The organism is Phreatobacter aquaticus (assembly GCF_005160265.1).
In the GTDB taxonomy this organism is placed as follows: domain Bacteria; phylum Pseudomonadota; class Alphaproteobacteria; order Rhizobiales; family Phreatobacteraceae; genus Phreatobacter; species Phreatobacter aquaticus.
In genome coordinates, this window is sequence record NZ_CP039865.1 from 2,653,993 (window position 1) to 2,667,950 (window position 13,958).

15 protein-coding genes are annotated in these 13,958 nt (G+C 66.5%); 5 read left to right on the forward strand and 10 right to left on the reverse strand.

Annotated elements, in window-relative coordinates:
* Nucleotides 1–88: 88 nt before the first annotated feature.
* A complete protein-coding gene (locus E8L99_RS12425; RefSeq protein WP_137099833.1) occupies nucleotides 89–1,273 on the reverse strand; it encodes an ABC transporter substrate-binding protein in 1,185 nt (394 codons plus the stop codon).
* Nucleotides 1,274–1,413: 140 nt separating this feature from the next.
* Here E8L99_RS12425 and E8L99_RS12430 point away from each other — a divergent pair, with 140 nt between their 5' ends.
* The 4 genes from E8L99_RS12430 to E8L99_RS12445 all read left to right on the forward strand — a co-directional run bounded on the left by E8L99_RS12430 (nucleotide 1,414) and on the right by E8L99_RS12445 (nucleotide 6,220).
* Nucleotides 1,414–2,010, forward strand: a complete 597-nt coding sequence (locus tag E8L99_RS12430; RefSeq protein ID WP_137099834.1) for a DNA-3-methyladenine glycosylase I — start codon at nucleotides 1,414–1,416, stop codon at nucleotides 2,008–2,010.
* A gap of 39 nt (nucleotides 2,011–2,049) precedes the next feature.
* Nucleotides 2,050–2,679: an HD domain-containing protein gene (locus E8L99_RS12435; protein WP_137099835.1), complete on the forward strand. Its 630-nt coding sequence runs from the start codon at nucleotides 2,050–2,052 to the stop codon at nucleotides 2,677–2,679.
* 60 nt (nucleotides 2,680–2,739) lie between these two features.
* On the forward strand, nucleotides 2,740–3,264 hold the full coding sequence (locus E8L99_RS12440; RefSeq protein ID WP_137099836.1) for a tyrosine phosphatase family protein: 525 nt from the start codon (nucleotides 2,740–2,742) through the stop codon (nucleotides 3,262–3,264).
* 130 nt (nucleotides 3,265–3,394) lie between these two features.
* On the forward strand, nucleotides 3,395–6,220 hold the full coding sequence (locus E8L99_RS12445; protein WP_137099837.1) for a DUF2339 domain-containing protein: 2,826 nt from the start codon (nucleotides 3,395–3,397) through the stop codon (nucleotides 6,218–6,220).
* A gap of 39 nt (nucleotides 6,221–6,259) precedes the next feature.
* On the opposite strand, the gene E8L99_RS12450 is transcribed toward E8L99_RS12445, so the two are convergent.
* A complete protein-coding gene (locus tag E8L99_RS12450; RefSeq protein WP_252511097.1) occupies nucleotides 6,260–7,207 on the reverse strand; it encodes a WD40 repeat domain-containing protein in 948 nt (315 codons plus the stop codon).
* A gap of 213 nt (nucleotides 7,208–7,420) precedes the next feature.
* Between E8L99_RS12450 and E8L99_RS12455 the strand changes: the two genes are divergently transcribed.
* Complete coding sequence (locus E8L99_RS12455; protein WP_137099839.1) at nucleotides 7,421–8,050, forward strand: histidine phosphatase family protein; 630 nt, start codon at nucleotides 7,421–7,423, stop codon at nucleotides 8,048–8,050.
* A 4-nt stretch (nucleotides 8,051–8,054) separates the two neighbouring features.
* On the opposite strand, the gene E8L99_RS12460 is transcribed toward E8L99_RS12455, so the two are convergent.
* The 8 genes from E8L99_RS12460 to E8L99_RS12495 are packed head-to-tail and all read right to left on the reverse strand — an operon-like array spanning nucleotide 8,055 to nucleotide 13,749.
* Nucleotides 8,055–9,191 carry a CaiB/BaiF CoA transferase family protein gene (locus E8L99_RS12460; RefSeq protein ID WP_137099840.1) on the reverse strand — a complete coding sequence of 379 codons (1,137 nt, stop codon included), beginning with the start codon at nucleotides 9,189–9,191 and terminating at the stop codon, nucleotides 8,055–8,057.
* 4 nt (nucleotides 9,192–9,195) lie between these two features.
* Nucleotides 9,196–9,654 (reverse strand): GNAT family N-acetyltransferase, encoded by a 459-nt coding sequence (locus E8L99_RS12465; protein ID WP_137099841.1) that lies wholly within the window; start codon nucleotides 9,652–9,654, stop codon nucleotides 9,196–9,198.
* Entirely contained in the window at nucleotides 9,651–10,007 is a 357-nt protein-coding gene (locus tag E8L99_RS12470; protein ID WP_168201660.1) for a helix-turn-helix domain-containing protein, read from the reverse strand. The genes E8L99_RS12465 and E8L99_RS12470 overlap by 4 nt, the downstream gene beginning before the upstream one ends.
* Nucleotides 9,994–10,269 (reverse strand): BrnT family toxin, encoded by a 276-nt coding sequence (locus tag E8L99_RS12475; RefSeq protein WP_137099843.1) that lies wholly within the window; start codon nucleotides 10,267–10,269, stop codon nucleotides 9,994–9,996. The genes E8L99_RS12470 and E8L99_RS12475 overlap by 14 nt, the downstream gene beginning before the upstream one ends.
* A 49-nt stretch (nucleotides 10,270–10,318) precedes the next feature.
* The gene (locus E8L99_RS12480) at nucleotides 10,319–10,900 is read right to left on the reverse strand and encodes an amino acid synthesis family protein (RefSeq protein WP_137099844.1); all 582 of its coding nucleotides are present in this window, start codon (nucleotides 10,898–10,900) and stop codon (nucleotides 10,319–10,321) included.
* Entirely contained in the window at nucleotides 10,897–11,763 is an 867-nt protein-coding gene (locus E8L99_RS12485; protein WP_137099845.1) for a UPF0280 family protein, read from the reverse strand. Before E8L99_RS12485 ends, E8L99_RS12480 begins: the two co-directional genes overlap by 4 nt.
* Before the next feature lies 1 nt (nucleotide 11,764).
* Entirely contained in the window at nucleotides 11,765–12,244 is a 480-nt protein-coding gene (locus tag E8L99_RS12490) for a MarR family winged helix-turn-helix transcriptional regulator (protein ID WP_137099846.1), read from the reverse strand.
* Complete coding sequence (locus E8L99_RS12495) at nucleotides 12,241–13,749, reverse strand: 6-hydroxynicotinate reductase (RefSeq protein WP_137099847.1); 1,509 nt, start codon at nucleotides 13,747–13,749, stop codon at nucleotides 12,241–12,243. Before E8L99_RS12495 ends, E8L99_RS12490 begins: the two co-directional genes overlap by 4 nt.
* Nucleotides 13,750–13,958 lie beyond the last annotated feature (209 nt).

Sequence of the window (13,958 nt, forward strand, 5' to 3'; positions counted from 1 at the left end):
GCCCCTGGATCCCCTTCCCTCGCTTCGCTCGCCGGGGATGACGTCTGTGCTGTGTTGACGGGGCTCGCCTCGGCGAGCCCCGATCACCTCACCAGCGCATCTGGCACTGGGCGGCGTAGACGTCGGTGTAGTCGGTGAACACCCGGTCGACGATCTCCGTCTGGAACTTTCCGTCGGCGCGCTTGGCGGCACGGACCGTGTAGAAGTCCTGGATCGGATAATGGTTGTTGGCGAAGCGGAACTTGCCGCGCAGCGACACGAAGTCGGCCTTGCGGAGCGCCGCGCGGACCGCATCGCGGTTCGACAGGTTGCCGCCGGTGGCGCGCGCCGCGCTGTCGATCAGCATGGCGGCATCATAGGCCTGCATGGCGTAGGAGCCGGGCACATAACCGAAGGCCGCCTCGAAATCGGCGACGAACTTGCGGTTCTGCGGGTTGTCCATATTGGGCGCCCAGGTCATGCCGGCGAGCATGCCGATGGCGGCGTCCTGCTGGGCCGGCAGCGTCGATTCATCCACCGTGAAGGCCGAGAGGAACGGCACGCGCTGGACGAGACCAGCCTGGCGATACTGGCGGACCAGGTTCACGCCCATGCCGCCGGGCATGAAGGTGAACAGGCCATCGGCATTGGACGAGCCGATGCGGGCAAGCTCTGCCGCGAAATCGAGATGGCCGAGGGGCGTGAAGATCTCATCGACGATCTCGCCGCGGAAGTGGCGCTTGAAGCCGGCCATGGCGTCGCGGCCTGCCTGGTAGTTCGGCGTCATCAGGAAGACGCGGCGCAGGTTGCGGCTCTGCGCATAGGCGCCGAGTACCTCGTGAACCTGATCGTTCTGGTAGGACGTGACGAAGAAGTTCTCGTGGCAGCCGCGGCCCGCATAGGTCGAGGGGCCGGCATTGGCCGAGATCAGGAAGGCGCGCTGCGAATTGACAACGGGGGCGTGGATCGCCTGCAGCACGTTGGAGAAGATCGGGCCGACGACGAAATCGACCTTGTCGCGGTCGAGCATGGTCTGAACGCGCTGCACTGCGACGTCCGGCTTCAGCTCGTCATCGACCACGGTGACCTGCACCTCGCGACCGGCCATGCGGCCGCCGAGTTGGCGAACAGCGAGCAGAAAGCCGTCGCGGGCATGCTGGCCGAGCACGGCCGAGGGACCGGACAGCGTCTCGATCACGCCGATGCGGATCGGCTCCTGTGCCTGGGCAGAACCGAGGGCGAGACCCATCCCCAGAGCCAGCCCTCCGGCGATTGTCTTCAGAACGCGAGTCATGGAATACCTCCCACCAAGTGCCGCCCCGGCTTTGCCTTGGGATGCGGCCACTGACGGGGCATTATTGCTGGGGATTTGGCGCCGACAACCCCGTTCGTGAAAAATATTTTAAGTGTAAAATAATTCGGCAGGAGAAGGTCATGCTGCTCACCGATCATGCAGACGGAAAGCCGCGTTGCTGGTGGCCTGGGCACGACCCTCTCTATGTCGCCTATCACGACACCGACTGGGGCGTGCCGGAATATGACGACCGCGCGCTGTTTGAGAAGCTCATTCTCGACGGCTTCCAGGCCGGCCTCTCCTGGATCACCATCCTCCGCAAGCGCGAGCACTTCCGCAAGGTGTTCGACGGCTTCCGGCCCGAGGTCATCGTCACCTATGGCCCCGACAAGGTCGAGGCGCTGATGAACGATGCCGGCATCATCCGCAACCGCGCCAAGATCGTCGGCACGGTGAAGTCGGCCGGTGTCTATCTCGACATGCAGGCGAGGGGCGAGGGCTTCTCCGACTATCTCTGGGGGCATATCGACGGCAAGCCGCTGCAGCCCAATCATCGTGACCGGTCCACCGTGCCGACCGAGACAGAGATTGCGCAGAAGATCTCGAAGGATCTCAAGAAGCGCGGCTTCACCTTCGTCGGCCCGACCATCGTCTATGCCTTCATGCAGGCGGTCGGCATGACCAACGATCATCTCGTCGGCTGTTTCCGGCATGAAGAGGTCAAGGCGCTGGGGTGAGGTCTTGCCGCCGCCGCCCGAAGCAGCCAAAACCGCTTCATGCCGCCGCGCCCTCCTGCCAAGTCCGTCAAGAACCAGCCGCCGCGCGCCTGGCAGCGCATGCTGTCCGGCCGACGCCTCGACCTGCTCGATCCCTCGCCCTTCGATGTCGAGATCGAGGACATAGCCCATGGCCTTGCCCGCACAGCCCGCTGGAACGGCCAGACGATCGGCGATCACATCTATTCGGTCGCCCAGCATTCTGTCCTGGTCGATGACATTGCAGCGATCCTTGATCCCGGGATCGGCAACCGCTGGCGCCGCGTGGTCCTGCTGCACGACGCGCCGGAATATGTCATCGGCGACATGATCTCGCCGTTCAAGGCGGTGATCGGCGGCGATTACAAGGCCGTGGAGGCGCGCCTGATGGCGGCGATCCACATCCGTTTCGGCTTGCCGGCATCCGCGCCTCCCGAAATCACAGCGCTTGCCAAGAAGGCCGACCGTATCGCGGCCTTTCTGGAGGCAACCCAGCTTGCCGGCTTCAGCGTGGAGGAGGCCGGCCTCCTGTTCGGCGCGCCCAACGGCCTGTTCGGCGGCGCTGCCGGCCCGGTGCCGCGCCTCGTGCCGCTGGCCGCGGATCGGGCCAAACAGACGTTCCTCGAGCGCTTCGCAGATCTCGATACGTGAAGCCCTCGCAAGCGGCGCCGGCTTGCGGCACACTCGCGTCAGAGTTCGGAGGGTTCAACCGTGCAGGTCCATGTCTGCTCGCTGTCGCGCATCGCCAGCACCGTCGAGGCAACCGGCGCGCGCCATCTGGTGACCCTCATCAACCAGGGCACGCCGGTGCCGCGGCCGCCGCAGATCGATCCCGATAACCACCTGTTCCTCGGCATGAACGACATCGTCGAGCCGGTGGAGGGCTATGTCGCGCCGGGCGAGGCCCATGTCGGACGGCTGCTCGGCTTCGTCGACGGCTGGTGGCGCGCCCATGGCGCCGAGAGCCCGATCGTCATCCATTGCTGGGCCGGTATCAGCCGCTCCACGGCTGCTGCCTTCATCACGGCCTGCGCGATCAATCCCGCCGATGACGAGGCCGCGATCGCAGCGGACATCCGCGCCCTCAGCCCCAGCGCGACGCCCAATGCCCGGCTCGTCGCCATTGCCGACGGCATGCTGCGCCGCGACGGCCGCATGATCGAAGCGATTGCCCGTATCGGTCGGGGCCAGGATGCCTTTGAAGGCGAGCCCTTCTCGCTGTCGCTGCTGCGCTGAGCCAGCGACATCAGCCCGATCCGCCGCCATCGCGCAGAAACAGAAAGGGGTCATTAGCGACCTGTCACACAGATTGTTGCGGTTGATCCTGCATTTTCGCTGATCGTGCCTGGGCCCTGGAGGCCACCTGATGGAAATCGTCCTTGGCGTCTTGCTCGTCGCAGGCCTCATCCTGGTCGTGCCGGTTCTGGCGATCATCGCCTTCATTCGCACGAGCGATCTGACCCGTCAGATCGGCGCGGTCGGAATACGCCTGGTCCAGGCCGAAGGCGAGGTGCTGGCACTCCGCAGGGCGCTGGCGCTCGGGCAGCCGGTGGCCATGCCGCCAGAGGCGCCGGTCAGCCCGGACATGCCTCTCTCTCCGGTGACTGATGCACCGGTGGCGTCCCATGTCGCGCCCGAGCCGCCGCAGATCGTCACCGAAGCCCCGCCTGTTGCGGAGCCGCAACCGGTCGATCCCGGGTTGCGCCCGTCGCGTGGCGGCATTCCCGCCATTTCCACGTCGGCTCCGCTGGAAGCGATCGATCCGATCGTGTCGGAGCCTGCCCCCGCTCCGGCCAACCTCATTCCGCAGCCTGCCCGCACCCAGTCGCTCGAAGAGATGATCGGCTCGAAATGGTCGGTCTGGGTCGGCGCGCTGGCGCTTGGCCTCGGCGGCATCTTTCTCGTGCGCTATTCGATCGAGCAGGGCCTGGTCGGCCCCGGTGTCCGCCTCATGCTGGGCGCGATCTTCTCCATGGCACTGCTGGCCGGGGGCGAATGGCTCCGCACCGCCGACAAGGGCCTGCCGACGCTGCCGGCTGCCGATATTCCCTCGGCGATCACCGGTGCCGGCGTCGTCACGGCTTTCGGCACGATCTGGGCGGCTCATGCGCTCTATGGCTTCATCGGCCCGGCCTTCGCCTTCTTCGCGCTGGGAGCTGTGGGCATTGGCGCGCTCGTGCTGGCTGGCCTTCACGGCCCGCTGCTCGGCGGTATCGGACTGGTCGCCGCCTTCGGCGCGCCGTTCCTGGTCTCGACCGACCAACCGAGCCCCTATGCCTTCCCGATCTATGCCTCGGTTATCACCGCGGCCTGCTACACGCTCGCCTGGATTCGTGGCTGGCGCTGGCTCACAGTCGCCGCGACCATCGCGGCCACCGTGCTCGGCACGGTCGCCATGATCGGCACGCGCGGGTCGGCGCTGCCAACCCTGATCCAGGCTGTCCTCGGCATTGCCACCGCGGCCATATTCCTCGTGCCGGGCATCCGCTTCACTCCCGACCACCCCCGCGGCATTGCCAAGATCGCGACCGGCGCGCTGGTCGCCTTTGCCGGCCTCGCCATGCTCGCCGTCCTCGACAGCCGGCATGAGGCATTTCCGCTCGTCCTGTTCGGGGCCATTGCTCTGACGATGATCGGTCTGACCTGGCGCACGCCATCCGTCGTCTTCTCTGTGCCTGCGACCGGGCTGTTCGCCACCCTGATCGTGCTGGCCATGGCAGCCGGCGTCCGGCGCCCCCTGGCGATCACCGATCCCCTGGCCATTCCCGACGCATTCCCGGATTCGCTCGCACGGATCGTCTGGGCGGGCCTGGCCTTCGCGCTGGTCTATGGGATCGGCGCCGCAGCCGCCGCGATTTATCGCCGCCAGGTCCAGGCGCGCACCGTTCTGGTCCTCGTCACGACTTCCGTTCTTGTGCCGCTCGCCATGCTGGCCATCGTCTATGGCAAGGTCGAGGGCTTCATCATCTCGCCGCGCTTTGCAGCCCTCGCCATGGTACTGGCCGCGACCTTCGGCGCTGCAACGGAGGCCACCCATCGCCTACGTTCCGGTGCGCGCCCGGGCCTCGCCTCGGCTTCGGCCATCTATGCAATCGGCGCTTTGGCGGCTGTCGCCTTCGCGCTGACCCTGCTGCTCGAGCGGGCCTGGTTGACGCTGGCACTGTCGGCGATGATAGCCGGCATCGCCTGGGTCTATACCCTCAGGCCCTTGCCGCATCTGCGCTGGGTGGCTGCCATCACCGGCCTTGCCGTCCTTGGGCGCCTTTTCTGGGACCCGGCCATCAACGGCGCTGGCGTCGGCGAGATGGTCATCCTCAACTGGCTGCTGCCCGGCTATGGCGTCCCCGCCGCTTCCGCGGCCTTCGCGGCCCTCCTGCTGCGCCGCAGGCGGGGCGAGGACACGCCCGTCCAGGTTCTCGAAGGCCTCGCCATGGTCTTCGCGGCCCTGCTGGTGATCGTCGAGACGCGCCACGCCTTCGGTGCGCACGGCCATCGCCTGTTCTATGCGCCGATGCGCTTCGGCGAGGCCGCGACCCACACGGTCACCATTCTTGCCTTCGGACTTGGCCTGTCACGCATCGCCTCGATCAGGCCCGGCGCACTCTGGCAGAACGTCACCCTGCTCGCGCGATATGCATCATGGGCATGGATTGTCGCGGTCATGGGCTTCGCGATGAACCCCTGGCTGTCCGGCTATTCGATCGGTCCGCACCCCATATTCAACTGGGCGCTGCTCGGCTATGGCTTTGCCGGTGTCCTGGCTCTGGGCTCGGCTCTGCTGGAGCGGCGTGCCGGCCGTGATGCAGAAGCCAAGATCATGGCTGTGCTGGGCCTCGGTCTGGTCTTCTTCTGGCTGAACACGGTCATCGGCGCCCTGTTCCGCGGGCCGGTGCTCAGCCGAGGCTCGATCAGCGATGGCGAACTCTACGCCTATTCCGCGGCCTGGCTGGTGCTTGGCCTGATCCTGCTGGGCCTCGGTGCTGCTTTTGCCAGCAAGGTGCTGCGTCTGGCCTCGGCCGCCCTCGTCGGACTGACCGTGCTGAAAGTGTTCCTGGTCGACATGTCGGACCTCACCGGCCTGTGGCGGGCGCTGTCCTTCATCGGGCTCGGCCTGGTTCTGCTGCTGGTCGGCCGCATCTATCAGCGCGTGCTGGGCATCGCTCAGAAGCCCGCGGACGGGCATGGCCAGTAGGCGGTCCTCGAGGGCCCCTGAAACGAGCGGGCTCGTGGCCTAAAGCGCGGCAAGTCCCGCCTTGCCGCCCTCGGTGCCGTACACGAAACCTTTGCCATCGGCGCGCCATGCCATGGCGGAGACGGGGTCACCGTCGGGCTCGCGCATCAGGATTTCCGCGCCGTCCTCGATCCGGGCGAGCAGGATCAGCCCATCGGCAAAGCCGACCGCGCAGACCGGGCTCGACGGATGGCCAGCCACCTGGGTCACCCGCACGCCGGCCTTGGCGCCCGGCGCGATCATGGTCGGTTGCGCGCCCATCGGGCCGTTCTTGGATGAGAAGGGCCAGAGGATCGCCTCGGTCGCCCCCGACGTCGCGAGGAACTTCGCGCCCATGGTCCAGCCGAAGGATTTCACCTTGCCGGGATAGCCGGACATGCGCATGTGCTGGCCGTCTTCCAGGCGCCAGCCGTGCAATTGCGGCTCCTGCATCGTGGTGACGACGAAGCGCTGGTCAGGGCTGACGGCGACCCCGAGATGCGAGCCCTTCCATTCCAGGAACTGGGGCTTCGCCTCGATATTCGGATACCAGAGGCTGACGCCATTATAGTGGGCCACGGCCACCCGGAACCCCTTCGGGAAGAAGGCGAGCCCGCCAACCGCTGAGATGACGTCGAGCGATTTGACCGCCGCGAGATCCTTCGGGCCTCGACCGCCCACCGCGAAGGCCTTGCGCCCGGCGCTCCAGGCAAGACCGCCGCCAGGTCCCATCGCCACACGGTCGATCCAGGCGCCGCCGCTGTCATGCACCGTGCGCGCGCCATCCTTGATATTGAACAGGACGACCTTGCCGTCGTCGCCGCCGGTCACCATCGACTGGCCATCGCTCGCCGTATCCAGAATGCCGCCATCGTGCAGAGTTTCACGCCGGTCGGTCTCGCCGGCCACGATCAGCTCGCCGGAAACGAGCGCGAGAACTGCCTCTTGGCCGAGAAAATGCGCTGACATCACGCGCTCGCCAGCTTCGATTGGCCGGACACGATCGCGGACGGAGGGACGGGATGGTTTGGTCATCATGACGCTTAGCTAGCGGATGGCGTCGGCCTTGGCGAGAGGGGCGTCCCCGTGACATCGGTGGATGAAACAGCCAGCCCCTTTGACAGTCGCGCCGCACTCGGCCATGCCATCGCCCGACTTCATGCTGCTGCCCCAGGGAGCCAGATGGCCACCGGAACTCCTACCCAGGTCGCACCGACCGTCGGCTACAACGCCATTGTCGATCTTTCGCGGACGATTGCCTTCCGGCCTCGGCTGTCGCGCTTCATTTTTCTGCGCCACGGCGAGACCGAGGGCAATCGCAAGGGCATTTACCAGGCGCCCGAGACGCCGCTGAATTCGGCTGGCGAGGCGCAGGCCGCAGAAGCTGCCTCGATCCTGGCGCTCGCGTCCATCGTCCATGTCGCGGCGAGCCCGATGATGCGCGCCTGGCGCACCGCGGCCATTGTCACCGATGGCATGGGCCTGACGCCGGAGCCCGATGGTGCTCTGCAGGAGCGTCTCTATCTGGGTCTGGCTGGAACCCCGGTCGGAACCCTGGACTGGAACGATGATCCGCCGGCCTGCGAATCGCTTGCGACCTTCGTCCATCGCGCAGGCTCCGGTCTGTCGCGCTGGCTGTCGCGCGAGGATGATCCGGAAGGCGACTTGCTGCTGGTTTCCCATGGCGGCGTGCTGCTGGTGCTCGCAGCGCTGACCGGCGTCGACCTGGGCACGGAGTTGCGTCGCAACGCCACGCCGATCCTGTTCACCAAGTCGAGCGCCGGCGGCTGGGAAGCCCAGGCGGCGGGCTGAAGTCCTAGCCGCCGAACTCGGCCTTCACGGCAGCGGTCTGCTGGCCAAGCGCCGGCACGGGTCCCAGTTCCGGCGTCTGGTTGTCGTGGATCGCGCCCGGTGCCAGCAGCGTCTTGCGGCCGGCGGGCGTATCGACATCCATGTAGCGGTTCTGCGGATGCTGCTTCAGGTCGTCCAGCGACGACACGCGGCCATAGGCGACCTTGGCCTTTTCCAGCCGCTCGACGATCGCCTCGCGCGGGGCACCCGCAAAAGCCTGGATGATGATCTGATCCAGCGCCGGGCGGTTCTCCACCCGCTTGACGTTCGAGACGAAGCGCGGATCGGTTGCGATCGCGCCGTCGCCTAGCACGTTTTCGCACAGCGACAGCCATTCCCGCTCGTTCTGGATCGAGAACAGGATCGCCTTGCCGTCGCCGCAGGGGTAGGCGCCGTAGGGTGCGATGGTCGGATGGTTGAGGCCTGAGCGCGTCGGATAGATGCCGCCATAGGCATATTGGAGATAGGGCACGTTCATCCAGTCGGCGAGCGCGTGATAGAGCGACACCGCGATATGGCGGCCCTGGCCATTGATCGACCGACCGATCAGTGCCTGCAGGATCGCCTGGAACGCCGTCATGCCGGCAGCGATATCGCAGACCGACACGCCGACGCGCGCGCGGCTTTCGCCGTCGCCAGTGATCTCGGCGAGCCCTGCTTCCGCCTGCACCAGGAGGTCATAGGCCTTGAGGTGCTTCCACGGACCTTCCTCGCCATAGCCCGAGATGGAGCAGGTGATGAGGCGCGGGTGCTTCGCCCGGAGCGCTTCCATGCCGAAGCCGATCCGCTCCAGCGCGCCGGGCGCGAGGTTCTGGATGAACACATCGGCCTTGGCGATGATCGCCGCCAGAACCTTCTGGTCGGCCGCGTCCTTGAGGTCCAGGACGACCGATTCCTTGCCCCGGTTGAGCCAGACGAAATAGGCGCTCTCGCCATCCACCGCCCGGTCGTAGCGGCGGGCGAAGTCGCCCTCGTCGCGCTCGATCTTGATGACCCGGGCGCCCGCATCGGCCAGCCTGGAGGCTGCATAGGGCGCGGCCACCGCCTGTTCGACGGAAACGACAAGAAGGCCGGAGAGATCGGTCTGCGATGCGGCGGGCATGGGCTTACTCGGAGAAGAGGGTCTTCTCCATAAAGACGCTGCCCGGGCTTGGTCTATAGCTGCCGAACGCTGCGCATGGCTTGTAGCCCATGGCCGCATAGAGCTGGAGGGCTGCGGCATTGCGCGGACCGGTCTCCAACTGGACCAGCGTGATGCATTCCGAACGCGCAACCGCCTCCAGAGCCTCCATCAGGGCACGCCCCGCGCCGAGCCCACGTGCCGTACTGTGCACGAACAGGCGCTTCACCTCGCCCTGTGGCGGGGCGATCGCCAGCGCGACGCAGCCGACCGCCCGGCCCTCGTGGCGCGCCACGAGGAAGCGGATATCGTCGGCGAGCAGCCGGTCGACGAGCGATCCATGCCGCTGTTCCGGTGGGTAGAGCGTCGCCGCAAAGGCATCCGCTGCCGCGATCAGCGCGCGCGCCTCGGCGCTGTCTGCCCGTTCAAGGGCGATAACGATCACGAGGCGAGCGCCCGGTCCACCGCCTCGCGTTCCGTCTCGATGACCGTGATATAGGCCAGGAAGGCGCTGTCGGGCATGGTCCGGCCCTGCTCGATATCCCTGAGACGGGCGAGATTGATCCGGTAGCGTTCGGCGAATTCAGGCTGGCTCAGGCCGAGCGACTGACGCAGCAGGCGGACCTTTCGCCCGGCCACGCCGCGGTCGAGCTCCTCCTCGGTCCAGGGCGGGTTGTCGGGATCGTCAAGCGCGTTCTGCTCGATCTGCTCCGGAGACAACGCGTTCATGCGCCGCTCGAAGTCAGGATCGAGCGCGGGCAGGTTGTTCGGGTCGAGAAAGAACCTACCTTTGGACATATGTTCTGATTTCCTTCGGATTGGCTCGGCGAGCCGAGATGATCCAATGCACGTCATCTCGCAAGGTATAGACCACGCTGAACAATCTACCGGCGAGAAGGCCAGTCGTCTTGCGTCGCAGCTCGCCATCCTCCTCGCGGGACGCATCAATGTCGATCCGCAGCGGATCAAGAAAGACGCTTCTCGCCTCCCCGAAACTGATCCCATGCTTGATCAGGTTCGAGGCGGCCTTGTCGTCATGCCAGTCGAAACTGAACGGCAAGACCGCCTCCGGATCATACGGAATTTCCGTACTTTCGGCAACGGCTCCTCTACCGCTGCCCGTCCCACTTCGAGATCTGGTCCTGCGTCAGGCCGCCCATGCGCGGATGCGGCCGGCCACCGGTCGCCATGGCGAGCGTGAACATGATCTCGTCCGGGCGGGGGCTGTCGGCTACGAAGGCGGTGATGCCGTCGAAATGGCTGCGGACATAGGCCGCATCCTTGTGGTGCAGCGGGATGTCGAGAATGGTGCCGACCGTGCCGATCTTGGTCATGGACGGCACGATGGACAGCGCCTGACCCAGCAGTTCGCGCATCGCATAGCCGCCGGGCACATGCCAGAGGGCGCCGTGTTCCAGTTCGCCGGCCGTGCCGACCACTGAACCCTTGCCATAGCCTTCGATCGATTTCGGATCGCCGCCCATCGCCTTCAGGAGCGTGGTCGAGCATTCGAGACCGAGCGGCTTCAGCGCATCCATCATGCCCTGGATGTCCTCGACATAGCGGCCGGCGAAGGGGTTCTTGACGATCGCCGCGACGAACCCCTTGAGGATCGGCTTGTCGAGCTTCGGCCCGCCATCATGGCGCACGTCTTCCACGCCGACGACGATCTTCCTCACATCCACGTTCATTGCGGTCTCTCCCCGAGGCTTCTGTGGTGTCCGACGGTGACAGTCTGGCCCTTGAGGCTCAAGGCTGCATCGATGATGAGGCGGCGGAGCCGCAGCTGCTCCGCGCGCTCCCGGCCGGCGGCGAGCGCCTGGCGGATATCGTCCGCCGACAAGTCGCCGACAGCAACCGTCACGGCGAGGTCGCCGAGGTCGCTGTCGGGATCGAGCGCGCGGGCAGGGCGGCGCGTGACAGCTGGATGATCGACATCGACCGCATTGGCGATCAGGCTGGCGCAGGCATCGGCGCTGGCCGCATCGCGAGCGAGCACAGTGACGCTGTCGGCTATGCCAAGCGAGAACGACCGCCCCTGCGCGCCGGATGTCGCGATGCCGCCGATGCCGTCGCCGTGGCGGAGCGATACCTGCCCGTTGAGCGCGGGGACCGATCCGCGTGAGAAATCGGCGGCCATCGCCACCTCCAGCGTTTCGCCTTCGGTCAAGAACACGGCGATGTCGCCGCCATTGTTGACGAAGGCGCGATCCAGCGGCGCGGCCTCGGTCAGCACCTCCAGGATCTCGTCCGCCACCGAGCCTGCGACCGCCGCCATGGGGGTCAGGAAAACGCCCTGGTGCGGCCGGCAGGCATTGATCATGCGCAAGCCCACCGGCGTCTCCACCGTCGGCCGTTCGCTCATCGGCTTGCGCAATTCGGTAAGTTCTCCGGCGAGTTCGGGCAGAACGGTGCGGAACCGGGCAATGGCTGCGTGATAGGCCTCCTTGACGGCCGCCGTCGCGCCCCAGGCCTTGATCACGAGGTCGATCGGCCCGTGCTGCAGATGCAGCCGGTCGCCGGCGAGCCATTGCGTGGTCGGGGCCTCCCACATGTCAGGTGATCTTGGCCAGCAGGGCGACCAGTGTCCGCGCCTCTTCGGCGGTCATCGGCTCGAGGGTTCTCGCCGTCACCTCCGAGCCCCGGCTCTTCATCGCCTCGGCCACGCCGCGGCCCTCGTCGGTCAACGACAGCAGGACCAGCCGGGCATCGGTCGGATCGACCGAGGGCGAAACAAGGCCCCGTTTGGTCAGCCGTCCGGCCACGCCGAACATGGTCGCGGGATCGATCCCCACCAGCCGCCCCAGCAGATTCTGCGAGGTCGGGCCCAGATCATGCAGCTTGGCGAGTACGGAATATTGCACCGGCGTCACCTCGAATCCGTCCATCACCTGATCGAAGATCGAACTCGCGCGCTGGTGGGCGCGACGGATCAGGAAGCCGATCTGGTCTTCCAGCACATAGGTCTTCAGCGCCGCGGGATCGACGGTCAGCGGCGGGCTCTGCCGCTTGGCGCGGGCCTTGGTGGCGCTCATGCCCGGCCCTCGCCGAACGGCCAGGGATTGCCGTCGGTCCAGCGGTCGATGCGGGCGGATGGGGCCACCTCGCGGAGCACATCCGCGATGGAAACGACGTCCGACATATGGCCCCCGAGCTGCTCGTAGAGCGCCTTCGGCACGGTGAACTCGATGGGCGCGACGATGGCCGGCGTCGGCACATAGCCGAAGGAGTTCTTCGGCATGCGCGTGACATCCGCCATGATCGTGATGCCGCCGCCGGGCCAGAGGAAGGCCGGCGCACCGCCCATGGTCACGCGCGTCTCGCCACGCCCGACGGAGCGGGTCAGCAGGACCGGGTTCTCGGTGACGCCGGCACGCAGCGACCCGCCGGCGCCCGCCATGAACAGCACGGAACAGACCGACGGCTCGCAATTCTCGCCGATCCGGTCGACCACCTTCATCACTGCCTCGGGGATCGGCGCCGGTACCGGCACGAGGTTCTCGTCGAGGATGCAGTAGAGGAAGTGCTCGCCGGTCGTGGAGGTCATCAGCAGGCGCAGGCCGGGCCAGGCCACGGCCGGATCGATCTTCTGGATGATCGACAGGGGCTCGTCGATATCGGTTCCGCCCCAGCCGATGCCGGGATTCGCCACCTGGAAATAGCGGCCCGGCGTCGACTTGCGGCCCCGCACGCGAATGCCGGCCTGTTTCATGTCCAGCACGCGGCCGGCCTGATGCTCGGTCAGCACGCCGGTGATGTGGTCATCGACCACGATCACCTCGTCGACATGGCCGAGCCATTGCTTGGCGAAGATGCCGACGGTTGCCGATCCGCAGCCGACGCGCATCCGGCTCTCCGGCTTGCCGTCGACGATCGGCGCCTGGCCCGCGGCCACCACCACCTCATGACCGCCATCGATGGTCATGGTCACCGCCTCGCCACCGCACAGCTTCAGCATGGTGTCGCAGGTGGTGTTGCCTTCCTTCTTCGAACCGCCGGTGAGGTGGCGCACGCCGCCGATCGACAGCATCTGGCTGCCATATTCGGCGGTCGTCACATGGCCGACCTGTTCGCCATTGACCCGAATGGGCGCCGCCTCTGGGCCAAGATGGCGGTCGGTGTCGATCTTCACCTTGACGCCGCAATAGCTGAAAATGCCTTCGGTCACGATGGTGACGGTATCGACGCCGTCATGCTCGGCCGAGACGATGAACGGCGCGGGTTTGTAGTCGGGATAGGTGGTCCCAGAGCCGACGCCGGTGACGAAGGTGCGGTCAGGGGCCAGCAGCTGGCCGTCCCACTCGTTCTTGCCGAATTCCACCAGCGGCGCGCCGTCCTCGACCGCCTTGGCCAAGAGCACGACCGGATCGGTGCGGATGAGCTGGCCGTTCTCGTTGGCATAGCGCGAACAGGCCCCCGCGCGGCCCGGCCGGATGCGGCAGAGCACCGGGCAGGCATCGCAGCGCAGGATGCCGTCGCCTTCGGCGGCACCGAACTTCTTCGAGCGCGCCTCGAGAGAGAGATGGTCAGTGGCGGTCATGGCGACCTCCGGTCGAGTGGATCGGCAGGAAAGAGGTCCTTCGAGGCGAGGCTGTCGCCTCGCACCTCAGGATGAGGATTGGATGGGCCTCGGCTGGACGAAGCGCGATCTGAGCCGCGTCATTGGCACTGGCTCCTGAATGGCGGATTGCTTCCCGTCCCTCATCCTGAGGTGCGAGCCCATAGCGAGATGCGAACGCATCTCGCGTT

What these genes read in the sequence shown, in the direction of transcription:
- E8L99_RS12450 (WP_252511097.1), bottom strand. Translation starts at nt 7,207, where the DNA reads ATGTCAGCGCATTTTCTCGGCCAAGAGGCAGTTCTCGCGCTCGTTTCC.
- E8L99_RS12490 (WP_137099846.1), bottom strand. Translation starts at nt 12,244, where the DNA reads ATGAGCGCCACCAAGGCCCGCGCCAAGCGGCAGAGCCCGCCGCTGACC.
- E8L99_RS12455 (WP_137099839.1), top strand. Translation starts at nt 7,421, where the DNA reads ATGGCCACCGGAACTCCTACCCAGGTCGCACCGACCGTCGGCTACAAC.
- E8L99_RS12485 (WP_137099845.1), bottom strand. Translation starts at nt 11,763, where the DNA reads ATGTGGGAGGCCCCGACCACGCAATGGCTCGCCGGCGACCGGCTGCAT.
- E8L99_RS12480 (WP_137099844.1), bottom strand. Translation starts at nt 10,900, where the DNA reads ATGAACGTGGATGTGAGGAAGATCGTCGTCGGCGTGGAAGACGTGCGC.
- E8L99_RS12430 (WP_137099834.1), top strand. Translation starts at nt 1,414, where the DNA reads ATGCTGCTCACCGATCATGCAGACGGAAAGCCGCGTTGCTGGTGGCCT.
- E8L99_RS12445 (WP_137099837.1), top strand. Translation starts at nt 3,395, where the DNA reads ATGGAAATCGTCCTTGGCGTCTTGCTCGTCGCAGGCCTCATCCTGGTC.
- E8L99_RS12460 (WP_137099840.1), bottom strand. Translation starts at nt 9,191, where the DNA reads ATGCCCGCCGCATCGCAGACCGATCTCTCCGGCCTTCTTGTCGTTTCC.
- E8L99_RS12425 (WP_137099833.1), bottom strand. Translation starts at nt 1,273, where the DNA reads ATGACTCGCGTTCTGAAGACAATCGCCGGAGGGCTGGCTCTGGGGATG.
- E8L99_RS12470 (WP_168201660.1), bottom strand. Translation starts at nt 10,007, where the DNA reads ATGTCCAAAGGTAGGTTCTTTCTCGACCCGAACAACCTGCCCGCGCTC.
- E8L99_RS12495 (WP_137099847.1), bottom strand. Translation starts at nt 13,749, where the DNA reads ATGACCGCCACTGACCATCTCTCTCTCGAGGCGCGCTCGAAGAAGTTC.
- E8L99_RS12435 (WP_137099835.1), top strand. Translation starts at nt 2,050, where the DNA reads ATGCCGCCGCGCCCTCCTGCCAAGTCCGTCAAGAACCAGCCGCCGCGC.